Below are 25,352 nucleotides of genomic sequence, written 5' to 3'. Positions count from 1 at the left end.
GGCTCGACCTCGATTCCGAGGCGAGCCAGCTGCCTGCGCATCTGTTCGACCGGGTCGGCCGAATCGCGGTGGCCGCCGGGGCTCGGCGTGGTCATCGACTCAGAAGTCGGCGGGCGCGTCGGCCTCGGCGGTCAGGACGGCGCCGATGCCCAGCTTCTCCTTGATCTTCTTCTCGACCTCGTCGCGCACGTCGGTGTTCTCCAGCAGGAACTTGCGGGCGTTCTCCTTGCCCTGACCCAGCTGGTCGCCTTCGTAGGTGTACCAGGAGCCGGACTTGCGGATGAAGCCGTGCTCGACACCCATGTCGATGAGCGAGCCCTCCTTGGAGATGCCGTGGCCGTAGAGGATGTCGAACTCGGCCTGCTTGAACGGCGGGGCGACCTTGTTCTTGACGACCTTCACGCGGGTACGGTTGCCGACCGCGTCGCTGCCGTCCTTGAGGGTCTCGATGCGGCGCACATCCAGGCGGACCGAGGCGTAGAACTTCAGCGCCTTACCACCGGTGGTGGTCTCCGGGGAGCCGAACATGACGCCGATCTTCTCGCGCAGCTGGTTGATGAAGATGGCGGTGGTGCCGGAGTTGCTGAGCGCACCGGTCATCTTGCGCAGCGCCTGGCTCATGAGGCGGGCCTGCAGGCCGACGTGGCTGTCGCCCATCTCGCCTTCGATTTCCGCGCGCGGCACCAGGGCGGCGACGGAGTCGATGACGAGGATGTCGATGGCGCCGGAGCGCACCAGCATGTCGGCGATCTCCAGGGCCTGCTCACCGGTATCCGGCTGGGAGACCAGCAGCGCGTCGGTGTCGACGCCCAGCTTGCGGGCGTAGTCGGGGTCCAGGGCGTGCTCGGCGTCGATGAAGGCGGCGACACCGCCCGCGGCCTGGGCGTTGGCGACGGCGTGCAGCGCGACGGTGGTCTTACCCGAGGATTCCGGGCCGTAGATCTCCACGACGCGACCGCGCGGCAACCCGCCGATACCGAGCGCGACGTCGAGCGCGATGGAGCCGGTCGGGATGACCGCGATCGGCTGGCGGGTCTCCTCGCCCAGCCGCATGACCGCGCCCTTACCGAAGCTCTTCTCCACCTGCGCCAGTGCCAGTTCCAGCGCTTTGTCGCGATCGTAGGCCTGCGGTGCCATGATGTGTGCCCCTTCTCGAGGTGAGTGTCTCTCTGGTTGGCGCCCACAGTAGAGGCCGGCACCGACAAGTTCTGGCGCCCAGGTTAGTCGAACACCCATTCGAGTCAAGCGACGCGCCCGGCAACACGCGAAGCAGCCGCTCCGACCAGCAATCCGGGAGCGAAACCGGTCGTCAGCGCTGCGGCAGCACCGAGTCGTCACCCTCGGCGCGTGGCCCGAAGATCCGCCGCTGCGACTGTTCGATGCGCACGTCGTTGATGCTGGCCTCACGCCGTGCCATCCGCCCGTCCGGCGCGAACTCCCACTGCTCGTTGCCGTAGCTGCGCCACCACTGCCCCGATGCGTCGTGCCATTCGTACTGGAAGCGCACGGCGATGCGGTTGTCGTGGAAAGCCCACAGATCCTTGCGCAGCGCGTAGCCGTTCTCGGCCGACCATTTGCGGGTCAGGAAGTCGACGATCGCGGCGTGACCGGTGAAGAACTCGTCGCGGTTGCGCCATACCGAATCCTCGGTGTACGCGGCGGCGACGCGTTCGGGATCCCTGGTGTTCCAGGCATTTTCGGCGGCGAGCACCTTCGCGCGCGCGGAGTCGAGATCGAAGGGTGGCAACGGTGGACGCATGGAAGGCCTTTCGGTGTGATCAGGGGTTGTTCGGGGAGAGCTCGGGCGGCCCCCAGCGCACAGCGAGCGCACCGGGCCGTTCGATCGCCTCCTCGACGGTGAAGTCGACGGCGCACTGCGCGCCGGTGGTGAATGCCGTGCTGTCCCAGACTAATTCGGCGCGACCGGTGAGCTGGAGCAGCGCGCCGGTCGACCAGTCGGCGACGAGCAACCCGCAGCGCGGTTGCACGGCGAGGTTGCCCAGCGTCATGAACATCGAGTTGCCGCGATAGTCCGGCCAGCGCAACCGGGTCGGCGAAAGTACCCGCAGGAAACCGGGATTGCCGCCGCGGTGCGAGGCATCGGCGTGCCCGTCGCCGTCAGCGGTGGCGACGAAGAAGGTGTCGGCGGCCTCCACCATCTCGACCGCGACGGGCGTGAGCGCCGTACCGCGCCACACCGCGCCGGGCTCCCCGGCGGCCGACACCTCCCGAATCTGCCTGCGCGAGATGTACTTCGGACAGTTCGCGTAGACCTGCTCGGTGGTGATCCGCATTCCCCCGTCGCGCACAACCGAGGTGCCGTTGACGCGCATCCGCCTGCGGCGCTGCGGCTGCAGGGCGATCAGCCCGACTTCGACGTCACCCGCCAGCGCCACCGAGAGCGGATCAGCCGTCTCGGGCAGTGTGTCGATGTCGATGGTCGCGTCGTCGATCGCGTGCACGAACCCGGCGGGACCGGTGAGCGGACTCGCCCACAGCCGCCCCGCCGGATCGGCGGCGCCGAGCACCACCATCGACTGCTCGGCCAGGAAGGACGCGGCGACCGCCGGAATCCCGGTTCGGATCGAACGCCCGACGCGAGCGGCCGCCTCGGCCTGCCCCATGCGCTGCTGCACGGCCAGCTCTCCGGAGTGAAACATCCTCGCCCTCCCTGCCTACGACGTGAATTGGCGGCGGGTCAGAAGAATCCGCACGTCGGGGCGGGTCCGGCCGGTGCAGGAGCGGTGTCGGCGCCCAGCGGCGCGAACACCTCGAGCCGAATGCCATCGGGATCGGCGAAGAAGATGCCGCCGGAGGACGCCCCCTCACCGTGGGCGACCACCCCATCGTGGAAGAACTCGGCATCGACCGCGCGCAGCGCCGACTCGACGACGCGCACCGTGTCGACATCGTCGACCTGGAACGACAGGTGATGCAGGCCCGGTGTGCTGGTGGAGAATTCGCCGCTGCTCTGCTGCCACAGCGTGAGCACCAGCGCACCGCCCCGACCGAGGAAGGCCCAGCGTCGCTCGCCGTCGGCGCCGGTGCCGAGCTGTTCGAAGCCGAGGCCACGGCGGTAGAAGTCGACGGAACGATCGAGGTCGGCGACGTTGAGTCCGATGTGACCGGTGGTGAGCACGGGTGCGGCGACGGTGGTCATGGGTTCCTCCCGGAATAGCTAACTGTCTATTTATTGTTCAACAGTTAGAACATAGAATGAGCTCACCCACTTCGTCAACCCTTGAAACATTTTTAGACAGTTAGGAGGGTCGTGTTGATAACCTCGGGCATGCGCGATCCCCGTCCGCACACCGGCGAACCCCCTGCTCTCGACCTGCTCAACACCCGGTGGGCCGGCGCCGAACCCGGCGATCTGCTCGCCGATCTCGACGGGCTGCGCACCTGGCTGGAGCTCATCGGGCTCGCCGACCGCGTACCCGCCGACGACCACTCACTCACCGCGCTGCACACCGCACGCGCAGCCGTCCACGACGCCGTCACTCGCGCCGACCACACCGCACTGAACAAGGTCCTCGACCACGGCCGAATCCGGCGCGAGCTGACCGACCAGGGCCCGCGTGACATCCCCGAGGTCGACGACCCGGCGTGGCTACCCGGCTGGCTCGCCGCCGACAACCTGCTGCACTTGATCGCGCAGGCACCACAGCGGATCCGCCAATGCGCCCATCCCGACTGTGTGTTGTTCTTCTATGACACGTCCAAGAACGGCACCCGCCGCTGGCATTCGATGGCGACCTGCGGCAACCGCACCAAGGCCGCGCGCCACTACGCCAAGACCAGCTGAGCAGCGCCTCCTCAGAACAGCTCGTCGAGCAGCCGGTAGTAGTCGAGCTTGGCGCGATCGGGTTCGGTCAGGCCGTAGGCGGCGTAGAACGCCGTGACCGCCGCGACGCCGAAGTCCCCGGCCAGGTCGCGCTCGGCCGGCGCCAGATCGCGATAGCGGTCGCCGGTGCCCATCGTCGCCACATCGATGAGCAGGCCGCCGGTGAGCACATTGCCCGGCGTGAAGTCGCCGTGGGTGACGACCAGATCCTCGGTGGCCGGGCGCCGCTCCCGCAGACGCTCGAGTATCGCGGCAGGTGAGAGGTCGCGATGATCGTCGTCGAAATCGGTGGTGTCGACGAAACCCTCGACCACATGGCGGTGGGCGCGCGCGAGGGCGCCGTCCAGACCAGCTTCGAAGGGGCAGTTCGGCACCGGGAGCTCGTGCAACGACCGCAGGGCGCGGCCCATCTGCGCACCGACTTCGGCCGGATCGGTCTGTCCGGCAAGCGATCCACCCGCGTCGGCGAGAACGAGAACGTCCTCGGCGAACGCGACCACCTCCGGCACCGCGATCCCGTTGTCGCGCAACCAGGTCAGCCGGGCGTGTTCGGCCACCGCCCGCGGACCACGTTTGATCCAGTACTCACCCGACCGCACCAGGTTCCCGTCACAGCCCTCGTGATCGTCGGACCACTCCGGCACCGGCCCGAGCAGTTCCTCGATCACCGGCGGCAGCGGCAGGGCCAGCTCGTCGAGATGGTCGAGGGCCGCGCGGGTGGACTCGATGAGTTCGGAATCACCGTCGGCCACCCGCAGGCGCATGGCCTCGTTGAGCAGCTCGCGCGCCTCCAGCGGACGGTGCTGTTCGGCCAGCGACTTACCCAGGTGGTGGGCGGCGAAGGAGACGAGTTCGGGGTCGAGCGCGCGGCTGGCGTGCAGCGCCCGGCGGTAGAGGATCTCGGCGTGCCCCGGCTCGCCGTGATACCGGTAGACATCGGCCAGGTTGATCCAGACGGTGACCCGGCGCCGCTCGGTGTCGGCCAGCTCGAGGGCCTGATCGAGCCGGTCCAGGGCCTCGTCGTAGCGCCCGAGCAGCATCAGCGCGATGCCGAGCCTGCGCAGGCCGGGAAAATCGTGCGGGTCGGCGAGGGCGACCCTGGCCGCGAGCGTCTCGGCGTCGACCGGGATCATCCGCAGCCGCTCGTCGAACCGATACGGTCGCGTGTCCGAGTTCTGCGCTGTCACGGCCATGGCCTGGTCACCACCGATTCGGGGGTACGTCGAAGTCGGCACACAGCGCCCGCCACACGTCACGTGGGTCGACGCCGTTGTCGATCGCCACCGCCCCCGTGCGCCCCAGCTGGGGTATCACGTGATCGGTCAGCATGGCGTCGGCGCGCGCCACGCCGAACTCGGTGTGCATCAGCTCCTGGAATTCGGTCAATCGCACGTTGCCCAAGATACTCGCGCCGGGCGACCGCCGACAGGGCCCCGCTCAGCCGACCTCCCGGCACCCACGACGGGCCCCCGAGCGGCCTACCCGGACAACGCCCGACGGGTCGCTACCCCTTCGCGGCGTCGTGGCAGATCTGGACCGGGTCCTCGACCTCCGCCAGACCGGCGGCGGCGTGGCGAGCTGCCTCGGCATAGGTGGGATCGTCGAGCACCTGTCGCACCGCGGCGCCGACCGCCTCGGGTGTGAGCGGGCGCACCAGTACCGAACTGCCCTGCCGTACCGCGCGATTGGCGAGCTCCCACTGGTCACCGCCGCCGGGGACAGTCACCACCGGCACGCCCGCGGACAGGGATTTGGCGAGCAGGCCGTGCCCGCCGCCGCCGACGACGACCGCGGCGTGGGTGAGCAGTTCGTCCTGGCGGCCGAGGCCGGCGGTGGCCCACTCCGGCAGGTCGGCCGGCGGGGTGTCCAGGGTCGAGATGGCCGCGCGCACACCGAGTCCGGCCAGGCCGGACAGGACGATGTCGGCCATGTCGGCGACGCCGGTGTGCGCGGTCGACGGCGCCACCATCACCAGCGGGGCAGCGCCGGGGGGCAGCGGGAGCACGGCGTCGGTCGGTTCCCACAGCAGCGGTCCGACGACGTGGGTGTCGGCAGGCCAGTCCGGGCGGTCCATCTCCAGCGCGGGCAGGGTGGCGACCAGGCGCGCGGCGGGACCGGGGTCCTCGGCGGGCAGGCCGATGGTTTCGCGGGCCGCCGAACGCTGGCGGTGCCCGTTGCGGACCGCGCGCGCGGTCATCGTGCGCAGGACACCGTCGCGCATCCGGCCACGCACGCCCTCCCCCGGCGCCAGGCCACTACCGATGGGCGGCAGGGCTTTCGACGGCAGGTACAGCGGGTGCGGTGACAACTCGACCCACGGCAGCCCCAGCCGCTCGGCCGCCATCCCGCCGCCCGCGGTGAGAACGTCGGAGACGACCAGGTCGGGCAGCATCGCGCTCAGTTCGGGCAGGTTCTCGGTGGCGATGTGGGCGGCACGGTCGTGGATCCGGGCGCCCGCGTCGGTGTCGTCGTCGGTGGGGCGCGGCGCGAGACCCCGGAGCTTGCGCACGCTGATCCCCGCCGAGCGTGCCTGATCCAGCCATCTCGGCCCGGTGAACAACACGGGTTCGTCCCCCGCGGCCAGCAATCGCAGACACAACGCGATCGCGGGAAACGCATGCCCTGGATCGGGCCCGGCCACCACGGCTATTCGCATCCGCCCACCCTGCCATACCTCGAGGCGCCGCCCACCTCGGACAACCGAACCACGATTTCTGCGCTACCTTGACCGCCGCGAGAGCGATACGTTCGAGTGACACCGGCAGGAGCGAGCACGTGCGACACCCCAGTATCGACACCGTCGACGACCTGTTCGCGCTGCTGCGGCGGTGCGCCGACGCCTGGGACACCGAGGACCGCACCGGCGACCCGGTCGACATCCTCGATCACGATCGCCAGTGCGCGCAGTTGCTTCGCCGCGACTTCCCCGATGACGAAGAACTCCAGGTCGCGGGTCTGCTGCACGACATCGGCCACGTCCTGTTCCCCGGTGACGACGCGGGCCACGGCCGGCACGGCGCCGAGGCGGTGCGTGCGCTGCTCGGCCCCCGGGTTGCGCGTCTGATCGAACTCCACGTGACCGCGAAACGCTTTCTGGTGGCGACGGATTCAGCACACGCGGCCGGGTTGTCGGCCTCGAGTCGACGCACGCTCATCGCGCAGGGCGGTCCGATGACGCCCGCCGAGACCGATTCGTTCCGCGCGGACCCCGACTTCGCCGCGGCCCTGGCGCTGCGAAGGGCTGACGACGCGGGCAAGGTGGTCGGCCTACGGGTCGCGCCGCTTCAGGACTGGCGCCCGCTTGTCGAGCGCGTCGCGGCCCGACGGCGCTGATGCCGACGACACCCCTTGCCCTTGCACCGCACCATCATCGAGCGTGGGTCGCCGATCAGCCGCCGAAGGTGAACAGTTCGAACCCGACAGCGTGTTCGGCGGGGAACCCTTCCTTGGGACCCGTGGCGAAGCTGACGATCTCGCGCACCTGCTCCTCCACCGGCACCGGGCTCAGTACCTGCAGATAACGCCGATGCGCCGACAACGACGCGCGCGCCTGCTCCAGCTGAGCGCTCACGTCGACGGCGTGGGTGGCCACGGGACCGACGACGGCGGCCCAGCGCGCCGACCACGGTGGTAGATCAGCGATTTCGGGGAAGATCCACTCGTTGCCCGCGTCGGAGATCGCGTCCATCGCCGAACGGCCGACAGCCCGGTGATCGGCACTGTTGACCACTCCGGGCGCCCAGGTGTCGCCGAAGTTGAACAGCACCACCATCTCCGGGCGATGCCTGCGCAGCGCGGCGGCGAGTTCCCTTCGCAGGGGAAGACCTTCCTCGATGCGGCCGTCGGGATGGTCGAGGAATTCGACGGTGTGCACGCCGACCTCACGGGCGCCCGAGATCTCCTCGATCTCCCGCAACGGCGCGGCCTGCGCGGGCGGCATCCCGGCGATCCCCGCCTCGCCGCGCGTGACGAGCAGGTAGCGAATGTCCTTGCCCTGCCCCGTCCATCGCGCGACCGCCGCCGCGGCGCCGTATTCGATGTCGTCGGGGTGCGCCACGATCACCAGACCGCGCTGCCAGTCCTCGGGTACCTGTTCCACCCCGCCATGCTAACCACAGCCGACTAACTGATCGGGGTCTTGTCGCTCCCCGACACCGCCTTGTACAGCAGATACACGCCGGTGCCGATCGCCCCGATCACCAGGATGGGCATCAGCGCCTCGATCAGCGCGCCGAGAATCCAGAACGCGATCACCGCGACCACGACGATGCCGATGACTTTCAAGACCATGACGACTCCTTCACCTCTGCGACCGCCGTCCAGCGATCCGACACCTTCGATCCTCCCACCCGGCGAGCAATAGATCACCAGGTCAGCACCGATATCCGGGTGTAGATCAGGGTTCACCCCGAGATCGCGGGCGCAGCGGTACGACGTTCGGATCACGGTGAATCCGGTGGCGTATCCGTGCCCTCGCGCGCCCGCCATCGGCCGGTTCCCGGGTGCGCAGGTGGCGTAGCACGCCGGACCTGTTCACGGACACCTCGGCGTAATACCGCCGCTCTATAACATTCCTGACGCAGGAAAGGTGGGACAGCCCGTGACAACGGAAACCCTCGAAATACCCGCCCCGGGAATATCAACGGCGGAATCACCGCGGCGCCGCGCACTCACCGCGATTTCCGTTCCCTTGGCACGGACGCTCACCGCGGGAATCGGCATTCTCGCCGTGGCCCTGATCTGGACCGCGATCGAAAGGTGGGGAATTTTCCCGGCGGTATTGTTTCCCGGCCTCGACGAGATCGCCTCGGCCGGCGCCGCGATGTGGCGCGACGGAACCCTGCGCGCGGATTCACTGGCCAGCCTCGACCGGGTGGTCCGGGGTTTCGCGGCGGGTGTGCTGGTCGCGATCCCGGTGGGCGCGCTCACCGCCACCACCAGGGTGGGCCGCTTGGTCGTGCAGCCGGTGCTGCGGTTGTTCGCGCCGGTGCCGACGGTCGCGCTGGTCCCCCTTGCCATTCTGTGGTTCGGGCTCGGCGAAGGCAGTAAACAGTTCGTGATCGCGCTCGGTGTGTTCGTCCCGGTATGGATCAACACCCATTCCGGACTTTCGGCCACACCCGCCGATTTCCTGAAAGTCGCGCGCTGCGCGGGCGCTTCCCGTTGGCGCACGCTGATTCGGGTGGTGCTACCCGAGGCATTTCCCGATATCGTCACCGGATTGCGGGTCGGTACCGCCACCGCATTCGTGTTGATCGTGGTCGCGGAAATGGCGGGTACCACCGAGGGACTGGGTTATCGCATCGCCCAGGCGCAACTGTTCTCGCAAGTCGATCGCATGCTGTTCTGCCTGCTGGTGCTGGGAGTTCTCGGGGTGCTGTGCGATCAGCTGGTGGCGCGGGCAGCGGCCCCGTTCATCGGCTGGGACAAGGAAGAACGATGAGTGCCACCCTGACCGCGCGCGGCGTCACCGTCGGATTCGCCCGCCGTGATACTCCCGTTCTCGACGATCTGTCGCTCACCGTCGCGGCCGGCTCGTGCACCGTGCTCGTCGGGCCGTCCGGCTGCGGCAAATCGACCCTGCTCGACTGCTTCGCCGGCCTGCGCCGACCCGACTCCGGTGTGGTCACCGAGAACGGGGTGCCGATCACCGGACCGGCGCCGCGACGCGGTGTCGTGTTCCAGCGTGACGTGCTGTTCCCCTGGAGCAGCGTGCGCGCCAACCTGGACTTCGTCCTCGGCGCCGCGGGTATGCCGCGGCGGGCACGGCCCGCACGGATCGCGGAACTGCTCGCCGCGGTACACCTGCCCGCCGACGTCGCCACCCGCAGACCGCACGAGCTGTCCGGCGGTATGCGCCAGCGTGTCGGTGTCGCCCGGATGCTCGCCGGCGACCCGGAGGTGATGTTGATGGACGAACCCTTCGCCGCGCTGGACGCCCAAACCCGGTTGCACATGCAGGATCTGGTGACCGAGCTGTGGGCGAGTTCGGGCCGCACGGTGCTGTTCGTGACGCACGACGTGGACGAGGCGATCCGGCTGGCCGACCATTTCGTCGTCCTCGGCGCGGGCACCATCCGGGCCCGATTCGACAACCCGCTACCCCGTCCGCGCCCCGCCGACCGGCTCGCCGAGTTGCCGGGATACAGCGCGCTCCGTCGCCGTCTGCACGCCGAACTACGGGTCGACGCAGACGATCTCCTCTCGCACTGAACCACTTCTGTTCGTACCGAACCACTCTCGGAGGTCACCCATGTCCGGATCACTGCGCAGAGCCTGCGCGGCCCTGCTCGTCGCCGCCACCACCGCGCTGTCACTGGCCGGGTGCGCGGGCGATGCCGCCACCGGAACCGACACGCTCACCGTCGGTTTCGTCGTCGACCCGTCGTGGGCGCAGATCCCCGTCGCCCAGCAGGGCGGCAGCTTCACCCGGCACGGGGTCACCGTGCGGGTGGTGAACTTCTCGACCGGTGTGCAGGCCCTGCAGGCGTTGCAGGGCGGTCAGGTCGACATCACCACCGCCGCCGATGTCCCGACCGCGAGCGCGCTGGCCAAGTCCGGCGATCTGCGGGTGGTGGCCGACGGGTCACGCTGGACGGGGTCGCGGATCGTCGCCCGGCGCGGCATCGAGAGCCTGAACCAGTTGGCGGGCAAGAAGATCGGCACGCCGCTGGGCACCAGTGCCGCCTATTTCGCGGCGAAGGCGCTGGCAGGCGCCGGAGTGGAGGCCGAACTGGTCCAGGTGGCGCCCGCGACGATCACCACCGCGATCGGCAAGGGTGACGTGGACGCCGTCTCGATCTTCCAGCCCTACCAGACCCAGGCCATCGAAGTGCTCGGCGCCGACGCGGTGGAGCTGGACGTCACCACCGACCCCTACCGCCAGCACAGCCTGTACCTGGCGCAGGCCGGCGTCGCCCAGCAGAAGGCCGCGACGTTCCGCAAGTTCTTCGACGCCATCGCCGAGGCGGGCGCCGCGCTCGCCGAGCACGACGCGGCCGCCGTCGCGGCGGTCGCCGACGCGACGAAACTCGCGCCCACCCTGGTCGAGAAGGTGTTGCGCGAGTTCGATTTCACGCTGCAACTGCGCCCGGAGCTGGCAGGCGATCTAGACACGCTCGCCCGGTGGGCACGCTCGAAGAACTATCTCGATCCGGCCGTCCCCGCCGCCGACTACCCGCGCCTGCTCGACGCGAGCGCCCTGCCGCGGTCATGAGCGCCCCCACGCTGTTCGCTCTCGGCGGCACCATCAGCATGCGGCTGGCCGACGGTCTCGCCGTCCCCACCCTCGATGCCGTCAACGTCGCCGGACTACTCGGCGGCGATCCGGTCCTCGACGCCGTCGAGGTGGCCCGGGTCGGCGGCTCCGAAGTGGACTTCGAACACCTCCGTGACCTGCACACCGCCATGACGGCCGCGCAGAACCGTGGCAGCACCGGGCTGATCGTCACCACCGGCACCGACTCCATCGAGGAGGTGGCCGCCTGGCTCACCTACACCGGACCGTGGACGGTGCCCGTGGTGGTGACCGGCTCGATGGAACCCGGCGGCGAACCCGGTTCCGATGCCGCCGCGAATCTGCGGGCCGCTCTCGCCGCCGTCGTCACACCGGTGTCGACCGAACCGGTGGTCGCGTTCGCCGGGGCGATCTGGCTCGGCCGCGGCGTCCAGAAGGTGGCAGGCATCGGCCTCGACGCGTTCGCCACCCCCGGCCGACCAGCCCTCGGTCAGGTGAAAGGCCCCACCGCTCGATCGGCGTCGGCCACGATCGAGAGCGCGGTCGTCACGGCCGAGCAGCCGGCGCCCGCTCCGGCAACGGTGCTGGGGCCGCCGGGCGCTCGCATCGCCCGGGTTCCACTGGTGGGGGCGGCGCTGGGCGCCGACGACATCGCGCTCCGGGCGGTCGCGGTGGACGCCGACGCGGTGGTGATCGCGGGCAACGGGGCCGGGAATCTGCCGCCCGCACTCGCCTCCACAGCGATCGAACTGGCCGCTGCGGGCACCCTCGTCGTGGTCGCCACCCGTGCCGCCGACAGCCGCACCGCCGCGGTCTACGGCTATCGCGGCGGCGGCGGGCGACTCGTCGAGGCGGGCGTCGTGCTCGCCGATCGCATCACCCCGCACCAGGTGCGGGTCTTCCTCACCGTCGCCGTGTCCCGTGGATTGACCGGGAACGCGGTGCGGTCCACCCTCATCCACCATCTGGAGTCGCTGACGTGACCATCGTGCACACCCCCCGCCTGGCCGCCCTGAGCCTCACCGAACTCGTCGAGCTGCTGGTCCCCGCCGGGCAGCCCTGGTGCGAGAACAGTCTCGACGGGCCTGCCCGACCACCCGAGGAGACCAGGGCCGCGCAGGAGATCGCGCCGCTGCTCGCCGAACTGGGCTTCGACACCCGGCTCGTGGGCCGAACCCCGACGCGCGCGAATCTGCTCACCACCAAGGTATTCGGGCCAGGACCCACTCTGCTGCTCAACGATCACCTCGACACCTACCCCTCCGGTCCACCGAGCCGATGGACCAAGTGCGACAACCCCTTCCGCGCGGTGGTCGCGGACGGCCGGGTCTACGCACGTGGTACCTCCGACACCCGGGGCAACCTCGCCACCCTGCTCAGCGCGGTCGCCCGGGTCTGCGCCGAACCGCCCGAGACGGGCACCCTCGTGGTGGCACTGACCGTCGACGAGGAACGCAACGGCGTCGAAGGCGCGCTGTACCTGCTCGACCAGCACGGGCTGCGCGCGGACGCGAGCATCACCGTGGAGCCCACCGCCTGGACCGACGAGTCGGGGACCGGCGTCGCGATCGCCACCCAGCACACCGGGCACGCGCTGATCGACATCGAGGTGCGCGGCCGCTCCAGCCACATCTGGCGACCCGATACCGGAATCAACGCCGCCCACGCGCTGCTCACGGTGCTCGCGGGCCTGAGCGCACTCCCCGAGGGCTGGGGACACAGTGTGGTCGGGCTCGACGCGGGCGAGGCGGGAATGGCGCAGTTCACCCCGCTCACCGCGTCGGCCCGGATCGCCGTCGTCGGGCTCGGGCCCGAGGTGAACCGCGCCGACTTGCTACAGCGGATCGACGACATCGCCCGCGCCCACCCGACGGCGGGCACCGCGGTCCACGTCACCTACGCGCCGGGACCGACCTTCGTTCCCGGCACCGAGCCCCTCGATGTCGACGAACCGATCGTCGCCGCGCTCAGGGCGGGCTATCACGACGCAGGCGGCGGACCAGCCCGCACCTACACCAAACCCGCCTACTGCGACACCATCCGATTCCGGCACGCGGGCATCCCCGCGGTGACCTTCGGCCCGGGCGACGACGGCTGGGCGGTCTACGACGAGAGCATCGGCATCACCACGATGGAGTTCGCCGCCGAAGCGCTCGCCGCCGCCGTCGGCCGGTATCTGCGGCAGCCCGGATGACGCTGGTTATGCTCGGCGCGTGACACACCGGCCCGACCCGATCCGCGCGCACCCCGGGCGGCGGTCGCGCTCGGATCGGGCCAGGCAGGTCGCCGACGTGCTGCGTCAGCAGATCGCCCAGGGTGCCGTCGCGGCCAAGTTGCCCGCCGAGGCAGTCCTGCAGCGCGAATTCAGTGTGTCGCGCAACAGCATTCGCGAGGCGCTCGAAATCCTGCGGCGCGAAGGACTGGTCGACCGGTTGCCCGGCGTCGGCACGGTGGTGCGGCGGCCCAAGCTCGAACACACCATCGCCGCCACCCGGGGTCTGGCCGCCTCGCTGCGGGGGCACGGGACCGTCGTCAACGAAGTCCGCACCGCGGGCCAGGTGCGTCCGCCGACCGCGGTCGCGGCCGCGCTGGGACTCGAGCCGGGCGCGCACGTCTGCTACATCGAACGCCTGCGCCGGGTCGACGGGGAACCGATCTCCCTGGATCTCACCTACCTGCCACTCGACATCGGCACCGCGCTCCTGCAGGCCGATCTGGAAACCGAGGACCTCTTCGCGCTGATCGAGCGCGCGGCCGACGACCGCCTCACCACGGTGTCGATCAACCTCGACGCGGTCAACGCCGACGAACACTGCGCCGCGCTACTCGGCGTGACGCCGGGCAGCGCGCTGCTCGTCCTGCAGCGCGCGACGCGCCTCAGCGACGGTGCACCGGCCTGCCTGGAATTCGTCCGGATGCGCGGTGACCGGATCACCCTGCGCATGTCCGCGCCCGCGACCTGACGGCGCGCGTAGCGCCCGGCTACCGTGATCGGCATGGACTACTTGGCGTTGCTCTGTGCGAAGCTCACCGCCTTCGGTGAGCTCATCACTCCCGACACCGATCTCGCCGCGCCGGTGCCGTCCTGCGGCGACTGGGCGTTCTACGACCTCGTCGACCATGTCGGGCGCGGCAATCTGTGGGTGGTCACCGCGGTGGCCGAGCTGCGCGGAGATTTCGAGGGCGAGCCCGCGCCGCGAGATCTCGCCGCCCTGCGCGAGTGGTACGAGTCGACCGCCGACGCCATGGTGACCTCGCTGTCCGCCGACGAGAACCAGGAGGCCTGGACCTTCACCCGGTCGATGCCGCGCACCGTCGGTTTCTGGCGGCGGCGCCGTGCCCACGAGACGCTGATGCACCTGTGGGACGGTCAGAACGCGCTCGGCAAGGCCGACCCGTTCGACCCCGATCTCGCTGTCGACGGCATCGATGAGGTCTTCGAACTGTTCGCGCCCCGGATGATCCACCGCGGTCTGGCGGTCGAACCCGAGGTAGCGCTGCGGCTGCGGGCCACCGATACCGGCGGCAGCTGGACCTACGGCCCGGGCGAGTCGGTGGCCGAGCTGGCGGGTACCGCATCGGACCTGCTGCTGGCCCTGTGGGCGCGCAAATCCGGCGACGCCCCGGAGTTCGCCTGGGACGGCGACCGCGCGGCGGGTGAGCGAGTGCTGGCCGGACCGCTCGTTCCGTAAGCAAACGACTGACGGCGAACCGGACAAGCGCCCATAATCGGGGCTCACCGCGCGTAGGAGGACTTTCCATGGAACCCATCGTCACGACCACGAGCGGCGCGATCCGCGGCCACACCGAGGCCGGGATCACCCGCTTTCTCGGAGTGCCGTACGCGGCGGCCCCGGTCGGGCCGAAACGTTTCCAGCTGCCCGAACCCGCACCGGCCTGGGACGGCGTGCGGGCGGCCACCCAGATGGGCGCCACCTGCGCACAACCGCCGTACCCCGCCTATGCCGACGCGCTGATCGGCAGCGACGGCATTCCCGGCGACGACTATCTCAACGTGAATGTGTGGACGCCGGATCCGGGCGCCACGGGTCTGCCGGTGCTGGTGTGGATTCACGGCGGCGCGTTCACCCGCGGGTGCAATGCGAAGCCGATCTACGACGGGACCGCGTTCGCCCGCGACGGTGTCGTGATGGTCGGGGTCAACTACCGCCTCGGGGTGTCGGGATTCGCCGAGCTCGAGGGCGCACCGTCGAATCGTGGTCTGCACGACCAGATCTTCGCGCTGCGGTGGGTGCGCGAGAACATCGCCGCGTTCGGTGGCGACCCCGGCAATGTGACGATTTTCGGTGAGTCCGCGGGAGCGATGAGCGTGGCGGCCTTGATCGCCGCGCCCGGCACGGCCGGATTGTTCGGCCGGGCGATCATGCAGAGCGGCAACGGCGCCGTCGCCGCCGATCCGCAGGACGCGCGCAAGGTATCGGCCGCGTTGGCCGCGGAACTCGGAATCTCGCCTACCGCGCGAGATTTCGGCACGTTGGGGCCGACCGAGCTGATCGCCGCGCAGAACGCGGTCGCGCTGGCCCTGATGACCGATCCCGACCCGCAGCGATGGGGTCGATCGGTGATCGCGATGGGCGGCGGCATCATGAGCCTGTTCCCCGTGATAGACGACGAGATCGTCGAAGGTCCGCCCGCCGAGGTGCTGTCCGCCCACCCCGACCGCGCGGTCCCCCTCATCGCGGGCACCACCGCCGACGAGTTCCGCTTCTTCACCGTCCCCGCCGGCCTGGCCGCCGGTATCACCGCCGACGCTCTCCCCTTCCTCCTCGCCCGCTACGGCATCGATCCCGCTGTCGCACAGACATATTCGACCCAACGCCCCGACGCCACCCCGGCCGAGATCTTCAACGCCGTCATGACCGACCTGACCTTCCGCGCGAGCACCTTCGACCTCGCCGCGGCCAACGCCACCACCGCCACCACCCACGTCTACGAATTCGCCTGGCCCACTGACCTTCCCGGCCTCGGCGCCTGCCACGTCCTGGAAATCCCGTTCGTCTTCGACACCATCGACGAGGCCCACACCCTCACCGGCCCCACCCCACCGCAGTCCCTGGCCGATGAGATCCATGCGGCCTGGGTCGCTTTCGCCACCAACGGCACCCCGGGCTGGGCCCCGTTCACCGCCGACGAGAAGAACGTCCGCATCTTCGACACCCCCGAGTCCACCACCGTCACCGATCCCCGTGCCGTCGAACTCGCCGCCCTGCGCCAGGCCTTCACCCCCGTCTGAAGACGACCTCGGCACGCCGGTCCATGACCAGCGTGCCGAGGTGGCTGTCGAATCTCGGGTCGACGGTGAGTGCTAGCGGACGGAATCCGTTCCGCCGGCGAACAAGTCGGGGCCCTTGTCGGCCATTTCGGTGAGCGCCTGGGCCCAGCCGTCGAGGCGGTCGGCGGCTTCGCGCAGGTCGGCGACGATGCCGTTGAACTGGTACGCCAGGACCGAGTCCTCGGGGACCGCGAGGATGCGGGCCGCGGCGGCGACGAGTTGTTCGTATTCGACCACGCCGGTCTCCAGGCGGGTGAGCACACCGACGACGGTGGTTTTCAGTGCCGCGACGGTGTCGGGGTTGGCGCGACCGACGGTGTCGGCGGCCTGTTCCATGGCGACGACGTCGGTGGCGAGCGCGTGCAGGGCGGCCGCGCCGGAGCGGGCCGTCTCGAGCAGGTCGCGCAGTTCGTCTTCGGGCAGGCGGCGGGTGCGCGCGATCTGGGCGCCGAGGTCGTAGAGGGCCCGTTCCGCACGGATCAGGCGCTGGATGGGGGCACGCGCGGCCGAGCGCAGGCCGGGTGATCTGCGGGCGACGAAAGCCGCCTGGGGCAAGGGCTTGTTGCGCAACTCGAGATAGCGGCGGGCGCTGAGCGCGGTACCGGTGACGAAGGCGATGGCGCCACCACCGATCACCACGACCGCCCAGGCGGGCGCGGAGATCACGGCCAAGCCGACCGCGCCGACCGTGGTGATGCCGGACGCGGTACCGAGCTGGAAACTGCGCCTGCGTACCCGGCGCCGACGGCGCAGCTCACGCTCGCGTGGGTCGGCCCAGCGCCGCACCGCGACCAGTGCCTGCTCACCGACCCCGCGCAGGGTCGCGGGCACCGAACCTGCCGTCGCGGCCTGCGCGATCGCTGCCGGATCCACGATCTCGGCACGGTCGCGCCGCATTTTCCCGCTCATCGGTGTCCTTCCCCCGTATGCCGGTCGTCACGCCACACCGTTGATGGCGCGGCCACCGGGCGTTGCCGCCGGTTTCCGCGCCGTCGCCGGATCAGGTACTACTGCTGAGCCGCCTGGCCCTTGTCGATGTTCGGCGCCGGTGCGGCCTGGGGCTGCGCCGGGTTGATCGCCGAGTTGTTGTTGCCGGTGGGCAACGCGTCACCACGCATGGAGGCGCGGATCTGCTCGAGCTTGCTGTGCCCGGCCATCTGGACGCTGGCCTGCTGCACCTCCATCATGCGACCCTGCACCGTGTTCTGCGCCAGCTCGGCCGAACCGAGCGCGTTGGCGTAGCGGCGCTCGATCTTGTCGCGCACGGCGTCCAGGCTGGGCGTGGAGCCCGGCGCGGACAGGGTGGAATCCATCTGCTGCAGCGAGGCCGAGACCTGCTCCTGCATCTTGGCCTGCTCGAGCTGGCTGAGCAGCTTGGTGCGCTCGGCGACCTTCTGCTGCAACATCATCGCGTTCTGCTCGACCGCCTTCTTGGCCTGTGCGGCGGCCTGCAGGGACTGATCGTGCAACACCTTGAGGTCTTCCACCGACTGCTCGGCGGTGACCAGCTGGGCGGCGAACGCCTCGGCGGCGTTGGTGTACTGGATCGCCTTCTCGGTGTCGCCCGCCGCCTGCGCCTGATCGGCCAGGGTGACGGCCTGACGGGCGTTGGCGTTGAGCTTCTCGACCTCGTCGAGCTGGCGGTTCAGCTTCATCTCCAGCTGACGCTGGTTACCGATCACCGACGCCGCCTGCTGCGACAGCGCCTGATGCTGACGCTGCGCCTCCTCGATAGCCTGCTGAATCTGGACCTTCGGATCCGCATGCTCTTCGATCTTGGAGTCGAAGAGGGCCATCATGTACTTCCAGGCCTTCACGAACGGATTAGCCATCGATTGATCCCGCCTCCATCTGTGCGTCGCTCGTGCGACTGGTGGTACGCGACCGTCACGCACCAGATACGTGCTTATCCTTCACCATGCGGCACCGGAACCGGAATGACCGGACCGATCGACGCCTGATGAGAATCTATCCGTTCTCACCAGCGGTGTGCAGCGTCTCGCGCGCCGGGCGCAGGGTTCGCCGCGTCACATTCCCTTCACCAGTACCAGCATCTCGGCCCTCGGGGCCGGGATGACGATGCGGGTGTCTTCGGCGATGCCGATGCGCGCGCCCTGCTCGGCCGCCGCGCTCGCGGAGGCGGAGGCCTCGCCCGCGGCGGGTTCGGGCAGGGTGGCGGGCTCGGCTTCGGCGGGCTCGCGCTCGGCGGCAGGGCCGGTCAGCGCGGGTTCGCGTGGCGCGGAGCCGTCGGCGCCCGCCATCAGGGTGCTCACGTCCCAGAGCACGCGCGAGAGCGGCACGTCGAGTGCCTCGCAGATGCTGGCGAGCAGTTCACTGGAGGCTTCCTTGCGGCCGCGCTCCACTTCCGACAGATAGCCGAGGCTCACGCGCGCCGAGGTCGACACCTCGCGCAGCGTTCGATGCTGGGCGAGACGCGCACGCCGCAGACTGTCCCCGATTGCCTCCCGCAGCAGCGTCATCTCGTTCTCCTCCACCTCGTGTCACCGCCGTAGCGGTGCTCACCTCTTTCTGGCACAACGTCGAGCATGGACCGGTGGTTCCCGAACCGGGCTACTTCACACTGACACAGCGCAGCAACTCCCGCACCGCACTGTGCACTGCACCGAGTCTGATCGTCCACCGGTCACCGTGCAGTTTCAACCGGACCACTTCGCTGTGACGTGGACCGGCCAACCCGAGGTATACCGTGCCGACGGGATGCCCGTCCTGGGAATCGGGTCCGGCGACCCCGGTCAATCCGAGACCCCAGTCCGCGCCACACTGCTCCCGCGCCCCCACGGCCAGCTGTTCGGCGGTCGAGGCGGCGACCGGTCCGTCGGTGCGAAGGAGCTCGTCGTCGACGCGGGCCAGCCGGCTCTTGAGGTCGGTGGCGTAGACGATCAAGCCGCCCCGCAGCACCGTGCTCGCACCGGGAACTCCCGCCACCGTGGCCGCGAGCAGACCCGCGGTGAGCGATTCGGCCGTGGCGACGGTCTGTCCCGCCGCGTTCAGGGCCCTGACCAGTTCGGCGACCGGCGCGCCGTCGACGAGCGGATCGCTCACGAGCGCGACCGTCCACCCGCCAGCCACACCCTGGCCGCCTGCCCCACATAGTCCAGGCCGGTGACCACCGTCAGCGCCACGGCCAGGTACATCAGCCACATGCCCGCGGTGGCGAAGACACCGGACAGCGGCAGCACCAGCAGCGCGATCGCCACCGACTGCACCAGCGTCTTGAGCTTGCCGCCGCGTCCGGCCGGGATCACCCCGCGCCGCACGACCACCAGCCGCAGCAGCGTGATGCCGATTTCGCGGCCGCAGATGACCAGGGTGATCCACCACGGCAGATCGCCGAGTACCGAGAGCCCGATCAGCGCGGCTCCGATCAGCGCCTTGTCCGCGATGGGGTCGGCGAGTTTGCCGAAATCGGTGACCAATCCGTATTTGCGGGCCAGTTGCCCGTCGAAGCGGTCGGTGATCGCGGCCAGGCCGAAGACCGCCGCGGCGATGACCCGCCAGCGGGTGTCGTGCCCGCCCTCGGCGAACAGCGCCAGCACGAACAGCGGCACCAGCACGATGCGCGCGATGGTCAGCACATTGGCGATATTGAGCAGCGGAACCTGCGTCTCCGCCACCCCGTGCATCGGCGTCACCGCACTCGACCCACGATCGATCTCTTCGGGTCGCACGCTCATGCCCTGTCCTCATGGCATGACCGGGCGCCTCGCGTGGCCACTCGAGCTACCGCCTCCAGGCGCTGACCGTTCATGCGCTGCCCTCTCGGCACTCACCGGCACTGCGCCGAAATCCCACGGTTTCGCGAGCTGTTTGCTCGCGCGATCGGTACCACGCGATCCGGTCGTCGAGCCCGGCGCGATGCGAGGAGCGGAACGACAGGATGTGGGGCACATGTTCAGACTATCGGTAACCGGGCCGACTACTGTGCACCCATGACCTCACGGGGACCCTTGAGCGGTTCGACCAGCGACGCGCATACTGTCGCGCCCACTGTGGCGCCTGTTTCCGGCGTGGTCGTCCGACGAGCGCGAACCTCCGATGTCCCCGAGATCAAGCGCCTGGTCGACGAGTACGCGGGCCGCATCCTGCTCGAGAAGAACCTGGTCACCCTGTACGAATCGGTGCAGGAGTTCTGGGTCGCCGAGCTCGACGGACAGGTCGTCGGCTGTGGCGCGTTGCACGTGCTGTGGGCCGATCTGGGCGAAGTACGCACTGTCGCAGTGGATCCCGTCGTGAAGGGCCGCGGAGTCGGCGGCGCGGTGGTCGAGCACCTGGTCACCGTCGCCCGCGAACTGCAATTGCAGCGTGTGTTCGTGCTCACTTTCGAGGTGGACTTCTTCGGCAGGCACGGGTTCGTCGAGATCGACGGCACGCCCGTCACCGCCGAGGTGTACGCGGAGATGTGCCGCTCCTACGACACCGGCGTCGCCGAATTCCTCGACCTCAGCTTCGTCAAGCCGAACACCCTCGGCAATACCCGCATGCTGCTGACCCTGTAGAGAACCCCTCGCGAGAAAGTGATCGACTGTGCCGATCTTCGCTGTCCACTACACCTACTCCGATGCGACGGCGGCCGACCGCGCGACCAACCGACCCGAGCATCGCGGCTGGTTGAACGCGCTCGTCGACGCGGGCACGGTGCTCAGTAGCGGGCCCTACCCCGACGGTTCGGGCGCGCTGCTGCTGTTCCGCATCGAGGACGCGCCCTCGCTGACCGAGCTGCTGACCAACGATCCGTTCGCGAAGCTGGGCCTGATCGACGCCGTCCGTGCGGTCGAGTGGCTGCCGGTGATGGGCGCCTTCGCCGAGTAGCCGACGCCCGGATACAGCACTGCCCGGAAACCCTGCGGTTCCGGGCAGTGCTGTTCGTCGGCTTGTGTCAGGCGTCGGTGCGGCGGGTGCGCAGCAGGCTCGCCACCGTCGCGATGATCAGAATGCCGATGATCACGCTCAGCGAGACCACCGTGGAGATCTCCGGGACGCTCACGTGCTCGCCGCCGTTGATGAACGACAGCGTGTTCTCGTGCAGTGCGTGCAGCACCAGCTTCACGCCGATGAACGCCAGGATCGCGGCCAGACCGTAGGACAGGTACACCAGACGGTCGAGCAGCCCACCGATGAGGAAGTACAGCTGACGCAGGCCCATCAGCGCGAAGGCGTTGGCGGTGAACACCAGGTACGGCTCCTCGGTGAGGCCGTAGATCGCCGGAATCGAATCCAGCGCGAACAGCAGGTCGGCGAAACCGATGGCCAGCAGAGCGAGCAGCAGCGGCGTCACCACGCGTTTGCCATCGATCCGGGTGATGAGCTTGTCGCCGTCGTACTCGTCGGTGGTGGGCAACACCCGCTTGGCCAGCGAGACGATGTAGCTGTCGCGCTTCTGCTCCTGTTCGACCTCGTGCCCGCTCTCGCGCAGCAGGTTGATCGCGGTGTAGATCAGGAACGCGCCGAACAGGTAGAACACCCAGCTGTACGCGCTGATCGCGGCCGCGCCGACCGCGATGAACACACCGCGCATCACCAGCGCCAGCACGATGCCGATCAGCAGCACCTTCTGCTGGTAGATCCGCGGCACGGCGAAGGTGCTCATGATGATGAGGAAGATGAACAGGTTGTCGACCGAGAGCGCTTTCTCGGTGACGAAGCCCGCGTAGTACTCCCCCGAGAACGTGCCGCCCCATTTCCAGGCGACGAACAGGCCGAACAGCAGCGCCAAAGTGATGTAGACGGCCGACCAGATGCCCGATTCCTTGAAGGTGGGCTCGTGCGGGGTGCGCACGTGGGCGTAGAAGTCGAAGACGAACAGGCCGAGGATCACCAGTCCGGTGATCACCCACTCGAGCGTGGTCACCTGCATGTGGTGGTCCGATCGATGAAGTTCATGACGCCCATCATGCCCGAATTGTCCGTTTCAGTCGGCTTTGCGGAACGATTGCCCGCCATGATTTCACACACATCGGCGGCCGACGCACCCGCCGCGCGCACGGAAAAGCGCTTTCGCCCGGTTCGCGAGCGCTGCTACCGTCACCGCATACCCCGACCACAGCCCCGAGAGGAGCGAGCCGTGTACGAATCCACCGCGCAGAACCAGCGCCCCACCGCGATGCACCGGCTCCGCCCCGGTGTCCTGAAGTCGGGTACCCGCCGCCTCGCGCGCGCCCGCTTCATCGCCTGACAGGCGATTCCCGCCCGACCCCGGGCCGTTTCCGACCACGAGCCGTGCCAGGTCCCTCCTCGTTCGTCGCCGCCTGCTTCCGGCACGGTCAGAGCAAACCGGGAACGGCGTTACTCGTCCTCGGACGCACCGGGATCGCCGCCACGGATCGACCACAGCAACCCGTCCAATTCGTCGGGCTTGATGAGCACGTCGCGCGCCTTGGAGCCCTCGCTGGGCCCGACCACGCCCCGCGTTTCCATCAGGTCCATCAACCGGCCCGCCTTGGCGAAGCCGACGCGCAGCTTGCGCTGCAGCATCGAGGTCGAACCGAACTGTGAGGTGACCACCAGCTCCACCGCTTGCAGCAGCACGTCCATGTCGTCGCCGATATCGGGGTCGACGTCCTTGACCTCGCCGGCCTTGGCCGCGGTGACGCCCTCCTGATATTCGGGTTCGGCCTGGGTCTTGCTGAACTCGACGACGGCCTGGATCTCCTCGTCGGAGATGAACGCGCCCTGCAAACGGGTGGGCTTGCCCTGACCCATCGGCAGGAACAGGCCGTCGCCCATGCCGATCAGCTTCTCCGCGCCCGGCTGGTCCAGGATGACGCGCGAGTCGGTGAGCGAGGAGGTGGCGAACGCCAGCCGCGAGGGCACATTGGTCTTGATCAGACCGGTCACCACGTCCACCGAGGGCCGCTGGGTGGCCAGCACCAGGTGGATACCGGCGGCACGCGCCTTCTGGGTGATCCGCACGATCGCGTCCTCGACATCACGCGGTGCGGTCATCATCAGGTCGGCCAGCTCGTCGACGATGGCCAGGATGTACGGGTAGGGCCGGTAGACGCGCTCACTGCCCAGCGGGGCGGTGATCTTGCCCGATCGCACGTTCTTGTTGAAGTCGTCGATGTGGCGGACCTTGTTGGCCTGCATGTCCTGGTAGCGCTGCTCCATCTCCTCGACCAGCCAGGCCAGCGCGGCGGCGGCCTTCTTCGGCTGGGTGATGATGGGCGTGATGAGGTGCGGAATGCCCTCGTACGGCGTGAGCTCCACCATCTTCGGGTCGATCAGGATCATCCTGACCTCCTCGGGGGTGGCCCGGTGCAGCAGCGAGATCAGCATCGAGTTCACGAAACTCGACTTACCCGAACCGGTGGAACCGGCCACCAGCAGGTGCGGCATCTTGGCCAGGTTCGCCGAGACGAACTCGCCCTCGATGTTCTTGCCGAGACCGATCACCAGCGGATGGTGGTCGTTGCGGGTGTGCGGCGACTTCAGGACGTCGGCCAGGCGCACCAATTCGCGGTCGGCATTGGGCACTTCGATGCCCACGGCCGACTTACCGGGGATGGGCGCGAGCAGTCGCACGTTCTCGGTGGCGACGGCGTAGGCGAGGTTGCGGGCCAGCGCGGTGATCTTCTCGACCTTGACGCCGGGGCCGAGCTCCACCTCGTAGCGGGTGACGGTCGGGCCGCGCACGAAGCCGGTGACCGCGGCGTCGATCTTGAACTGCACCAGGACTTCGGTGATCGCCTCGATCATCGATTCGTTGGCCGCGGAACGCTTCTTGGGCGGGTCGCCGTCGAGCAGCAGGGTCAGCGGGGGCAGCGTGTAGTCGCCGTCGACGACGCGATCGGTGACGAACTCCGGTTCCGGTGGCGGCGGCGGGGTCTGGTCGACCGGCTTGACCACCGGCCGCTTACGCGCCGGTTTCGGTGCGGGCGCGGGCGGTTCCTCGATCGGCTTGGCATCGCGCAGCGGCGGTTCGCCCAGCGATTCGGTGACCGCGTCGGAGCCGCCGAACTCGTCGGGCGGGTAGTTGTCGTCGGGGTTGTGGCCACGGCGACGGGTTCGGTTGCGGTGCACCGGGAATCCGTCGGCGTCGTAATTGGCCGGGTCGTAGGGGTCGCTGTCGTCGGCGTATTCGCCGAGGCCGAAGTACTCGCGCAGCTTGGCCGGCACCTCGCGCACCGTGGTGCCGGTGAGCAGCAAGACGCCGAACATCATGGCCAGCAACAGGATCGGCAGCGCGAGCCACGGCGTGAGGCCCTGGCCGAGCGGTCCGCCGATCGCATATCCGAGCGCACCGGCCGCGCTGGCGCGGCCGTCCGCGTCGGTGGGGGAACCCGCGGCCAGATGCCACACGCCCAGGGCGGGAAGCACGACGAGCAGCCCACCGAGGACCAGCCGTGGCCGGATCTCCGGATGTGGTTCGGTGCGCATCAGCACCACCGCGAGCGCGACCAGCAGAATCGGCGCCAGCGCGGCCGCGGAACCGGCGATCGCCCGGACGACGTCTTCGAGGAAACGCCCGACCGGTCCGCCCGCCGAGAGCCACATCGCGGCGGCGATGATCGCGCTCAACGCGATGAGCGCCAAGCCGATGCCGTCGCGCCGGTGCCCGTGGTCCAGATCGCCCGCCCGGCTCAGCGTGCGGGTGGTGGCGCCGACGCCGCGCGCCAGCATGGTCCAGCTACTCCCGATGCCGCGGCTGATCACCGCCAGCGGTGCGGTGTTGGAGGCGCGTTTGACCGGCCTGCGGACGGGCGTGGTGCGCCCACGCGGAGCCGCCGTCGCTCGCGGGGTCGCCGAACGAGACCGCGCCGCCGGCGTCTGCCCCCTGGTCGATCCCGCCCGCGCACGAGAGGTCGTGGTGCTGCGGGACTTACCTGCCATGACCTCAGGCTAGCCGCTCGAACACCTCCGAGACCATCCGCAACACTGGTCCCACCGCGCTCGCCGCGGTGATCCACGGTGGATGCGCAGGTCGCAGCGCCCCGGTCAGCGCGGGGAAATCTCGCGGG

28 protein-coding genes are annotated in these 25,352 nt (G+C 69.3%); 12 read left to right on the top strand and 16 right to left on the bottom strand.

Features of this window, described 5'->3' with window-relative positions; genetic code table 11:
* Nucleotides 1-99: 99 nt before the first annotated feature.
* The 4 genes from recA to ACFVJ5_RS19175 all read right to left on the bottom strand — a co-directional run bounded on the left by recA (nt 100) and on the right by ACFVJ5_RS19175 (nt 3,160).
* Nucleotides 100-1,137, bottom strand: coding sequence for a recombinase RecA (gene recA / locus ACFVJ5_RS19190; protein ID WP_378626599.1), 1,038 nt, complete (start codon nt 1,135-1,137; stop codon nt 100-102).
* A gap of 172 nt (nt 1,138-1,309) precedes the next feature.
* A complete protein-coding gene (locus ACFVJ5_RS19185) occupies nt 1,310-1,759 on the bottom strand; it encodes a nuclear transport factor 2 family protein (protein ID WP_379221716.1) in 450 nt (149 codons plus the stop codon).
* Nucleotides 1,760-1,778: 19 nt separating this feature from the next.
* Nucleotides 1,779-2,660 (bottom strand): pyridoxamine 5'-phosphate oxidase family protein, encoded by an 882-nt coding sequence (locus tag ACFVJ5_RS19180; protein WP_379221715.1) that lies wholly within the window; start codon nt 2,658-2,660, stop codon nt 1,779-1,781.
* Between the two features lie 38 nt (nt 2,661-2,698).
* Nucleotides 2,699-3,160 (bottom strand): VOC family protein, encoded by a 462-nt coding sequence (locus tag ACFVJ5_RS19175; RefSeq protein ID WP_379221714.1) that lies wholly within the window; start codon nt 3,158-3,160, stop codon nt 2,699-2,701.
* Nucleotides 3,161-3,289: 129 nt separating this feature from the next.
* Between ACFVJ5_RS19175 and ACFVJ5_RS19170 the strand changes: the two genes are divergently transcribed.
* A complete protein-coding gene (locus tag ACFVJ5_RS19170; RefSeq protein ID WP_379221927.1) occupies nt 3,290-3,805 on the top strand; it encodes a CGNR zinc finger domain-containing protein in 516 nt (171 codons plus the stop codon).
* Between the two features lie 11 nt (nt 3,806-3,816).
* Here ACFVJ5_RS19170 and ACFVJ5_RS19165 read toward each other — a convergent pair whose 3' ends face one another.
* The 3 genes from ACFVJ5_RS19165 to ACFVJ5_RS19155 all read right to left on the bottom strand — a co-directional run bounded on the left by ACFVJ5_RS19165 (nt 3,817) and on the right by ACFVJ5_RS19155 (nt 6,500).
* Nucleotides 3,817-5,037 (bottom strand): phosphotransferase, encoded by a 1,221-nt coding sequence (locus tag ACFVJ5_RS19165; RefSeq protein WP_379221713.1) that lies wholly within the window; start codon nt 5,035-5,037, stop codon nt 3,817-3,819.
* A 7-nt stretch (nt 5,038-5,044) separates the two neighbouring features.
* Nucleotides 5,045-5,236: a DUF3046 domain-containing protein gene (locus ACFVJ5_RS19160; protein ID WP_062988054.1), complete on the bottom strand. Its 192-nt coding sequence runs from the start codon at nt 5,234-5,236 to the stop codon at nt 5,045-5,047.
* Between the two features lie 112 nt (nt 5,237-5,348).
* Complete coding sequence (locus tag ACFVJ5_RS19155) at nt 5,349-6,500, bottom strand: glycosyltransferase (protein WP_379221712.1); 1,152 nt, start codon at nt 6,498-6,500, stop codon at nt 5,349-5,351.
* A gap of 119 nt (nt 6,501-6,619) precedes the next feature.
* On the opposite strand from ACFVJ5_RS19155, the gene ACFVJ5_RS19150 reads away from it, so the two are divergent.
* Nucleotides 6,620-7,177, top strand: a complete 558-nt coding sequence (locus ACFVJ5_RS19150) for an HD domain-containing protein (protein ID WP_379221711.1) — start codon at nt 6,620-6,622, stop codon at nt 7,175-7,177.
* A 55-nt stretch (nt 7,178-7,232) separates the two neighbouring features.
* Here the strand turns inward: ACFVJ5_RS19150 and ACFVJ5_RS19145 are convergent, their stop codons facing one another.
* Together ACFVJ5_RS19145 and ACFVJ5_RS19140 are read right to left on the bottom strand one after the other, a co-directional pair.
* Nucleotides 7,233-7,943 carry a PIG-L deacetylase family protein gene (locus tag ACFVJ5_RS19145; RefSeq protein WP_378626591.1) on the bottom strand — a complete coding sequence of 237 codons (711 nt, stop codon included), beginning with the start codon at nt 7,941-7,943 and terminating at the stop codon, nt 7,233-7,235.
* 23 nt (nt 7,944-7,966) lie between these two features.
* A complete protein-coding gene (locus ACFVJ5_RS19140) occupies nt 7,967-8,134 on the bottom strand; it encodes a hypothetical protein (protein ID WP_358072878.1) in 168 nt (55 codons plus the stop codon).
* Between the two features lie 310 nt (nt 8,135-8,444).
* On the opposite strand from ACFVJ5_RS19140, the gene ACFVJ5_RS19135 reads away from it, so the two are divergent.
* From ACFVJ5_RS19135 to ACFVJ5_RS19100, 8 genes are all read left to right on the top strand, one after another.
* Complete coding sequence (locus ACFVJ5_RS19135; protein ID WP_379221710.1) at nt 8,445-9,287, top strand: ABC transporter permease; 843 nt, start codon at nt 8,445-8,447, stop codon at nt 9,285-9,287.
* The gene (locus ACFVJ5_RS19130; RefSeq protein ID WP_379221708.1) at nt 9,284-10,057 is read left to right on the top strand and encodes an ABC transporter ATP-binding protein; all 774 of its coding nucleotides are present in this window, start codon (nt 9,284-9,286) and stop codon (nt 10,055-10,057) included. Before ACFVJ5_RS19135 ends, ACFVJ5_RS19130 begins: the two co-directional genes overlap by 4 nt.
* A 40-nt stretch (nt 10,058-10,097) precedes the next feature.
* Nucleotides 10,098-11,060 (top strand): ABC transporter substrate-binding protein, encoded by a 963-nt coding sequence (locus ACFVJ5_RS19125; RefSeq protein ID WP_379221706.1) that lies wholly within the window; start codon nt 10,098-10,100, stop codon nt 11,058-11,060.
* Nucleotides 11,057-12,064 (top strand): asparaginase domain-containing protein, encoded by a 1,008-nt coding sequence (locus ACFVJ5_RS19120; protein WP_379221704.1) that lies wholly within the window; start codon nt 11,057-11,059, stop codon nt 12,062-12,064. The genes ACFVJ5_RS19125 and ACFVJ5_RS19120 overlap by 4 nt, the downstream gene beginning before the upstream one ends.
* On the top strand, nt 12,061-13,275 hold the full coding sequence (locus tag ACFVJ5_RS19115; protein ID WP_379221703.1) for a M20 family metallopeptidase: 1,215 nt from the start codon (nt 12,061-12,063) through the stop codon (nt 13,273-13,275). Before ACFVJ5_RS19120 ends, ACFVJ5_RS19115 begins: the two co-directional genes overlap by 4 nt.
* A gap of 19 nt (nt 13,276-13,294) precedes the next feature.
* Nucleotides 13,295-14,044, top strand: coding sequence for a GntR family transcriptional regulator (locus ACFVJ5_RS19110; protein ID WP_379221701.1), 750 nt, complete (start codon nt 13,295-13,297; stop codon nt 14,042-14,044).
* Between the two features lie 33 nt (nt 14,045-14,077).
* Nucleotides 14,078-14,773 (top strand): maleylpyruvate isomerase family mycothiol-dependent enzyme, encoded by a 696-nt coding sequence (locus tag ACFVJ5_RS19105; RefSeq protein WP_379221699.1) that lies wholly within the window; start codon nt 14,078-14,080, stop codon nt 14,771-14,773.
* 68 nt (nt 14,774-14,841) lie between these two features.
* Nucleotides 14,842-16,335, top strand: coding sequence for a carboxylesterase/lipase family protein (locus ACFVJ5_RS19100; RefSeq protein WP_379221697.1), 1,494 nt, complete (start codon nt 14,842-14,844; stop codon nt 16,333-16,335).
* 72 nt (nt 16,336-16,407) lie between these two features.
* Here ACFVJ5_RS19100 and ACFVJ5_RS19095 read toward each other — a convergent pair whose 3' ends face one another.
* The 5 genes from ACFVJ5_RS19095 to pgsA all read right to left on the bottom strand — a co-directional run bounded on the left by ACFVJ5_RS19095 (nt 16,408) and on the right by pgsA (nt 20,069).
* Nucleotides 16,408-17,283: a hypothetical protein gene (locus ACFVJ5_RS19095; RefSeq protein WP_379221696.1), complete on the bottom strand. Its 876-nt coding sequence runs from the start codon at nt 17,281-17,283 to the stop codon at nt 16,408-16,410.
* A gap of 98 nt (nt 17,284-17,381) precedes the next feature.
* Entirely contained in the window at nt 17,382-18,206 is an 825-nt protein-coding gene (gene pspA, locus ACFVJ5_RS19090) for a phage shock protein PspA (protein WP_379221694.1), read from the bottom strand.
* Nucleotides 18,207-18,401: 195 nt separating this feature from the next.
* Nucleotides 18,402-18,854 (bottom strand): helix-turn-helix domain-containing protein, encoded by a 453-nt coding sequence (locus tag ACFVJ5_RS19085; protein WP_378626573.1) that lies wholly within the window; start codon nt 18,852-18,854, stop codon nt 18,402-18,404.
* Nucleotides 18,855-18,945: 91 nt separating this feature from the next.
* On the bottom strand, nt 18,946-19,437 hold the full coding sequence (locus ACFVJ5_RS19080) for a CinA family protein (protein ID WP_379221692.1): 492 nt from the start codon (nt 19,435-19,437) through the stop codon (nt 18,946-18,948).
* Nucleotides 19,434-20,069: a CDP-diacylglycerol--glycerol-3-phosphate 3-phosphatidyltransferase gene (gene pgsA, locus ACFVJ5_RS19075; protein WP_378992386.1), complete on the bottom strand. Its 636-nt coding sequence runs from the start codon at nt 20,067-20,069 to the stop codon at nt 19,434-19,436. The genes ACFVJ5_RS19080 and pgsA overlap by 4 nt, the downstream gene beginning before the upstream one ends.
* A 255-nt stretch (nt 20,070-20,324) precedes the next feature.
* Between pgsA and ACFVJ5_RS19070 the strand changes: the two genes are divergently transcribed.
* Complete coding sequence (locus ACFVJ5_RS19070) at nt 20,325-20,891, top strand: amino-acid N-acetyltransferase (protein WP_379221690.1); 567 nt, start codon at nt 20,325-20,327, stop codon at nt 20,889-20,891.
* A 28-nt stretch (nt 20,892-20,919) separates the two neighbouring features.
* Complete coding sequence (locus ACFVJ5_RS19065; protein WP_379221688.1) at nt 20,920-21,204, top strand: YciI family protein; 285 nt, start codon at nt 20,920-20,922, stop codon at nt 21,202-21,204.
* 67 nt (nt 21,205-21,271) lie between these two features.
* Here ACFVJ5_RS19065 and ACFVJ5_RS19060 read toward each other — a convergent pair whose 3' ends face one another.
* Both ACFVJ5_RS19060 and ACFVJ5_RS19055 read right to left on the bottom strand, forming a co-directional pair.
* Nucleotides 21,272-22,249, bottom strand: a complete 978-nt coding sequence (locus ACFVJ5_RS19060) for a TerC family protein (RefSeq protein ID WP_379221686.1) — start codon at nt 22,247-22,249, stop codon at nt 21,272-21,274.
* 428 nt (nt 22,250-22,677) lie between these two features.
* The gene (locus ACFVJ5_RS19055; RefSeq protein WP_379221684.1) at nt 22,678-25,224 is read right to left on the bottom strand and encodes a DNA translocase FtsK; all 2,547 of its coding nucleotides are present in this window, start codon (nt 25,222-25,224) and stop codon (nt 22,678-22,680) included.
* Between the last annotated feature and the right edge of the window lie 128 nt (nt 25,225-25,352).

The sequence above is a fragment of the Nocardia sp. NPDC127606 genome (genome assembly GCF_042671725.1).
Taxonomy (GTDB): domain Bacteria; phylum Actinomycetota; class Actinomycetes; order Mycobacteriales; family Mycobacteriaceae; genus Nocardia.
Note: the sequence above shows the minus strand (reverse complement) of the source record. Positions and strands in the feature narration are given on the sequence as shown.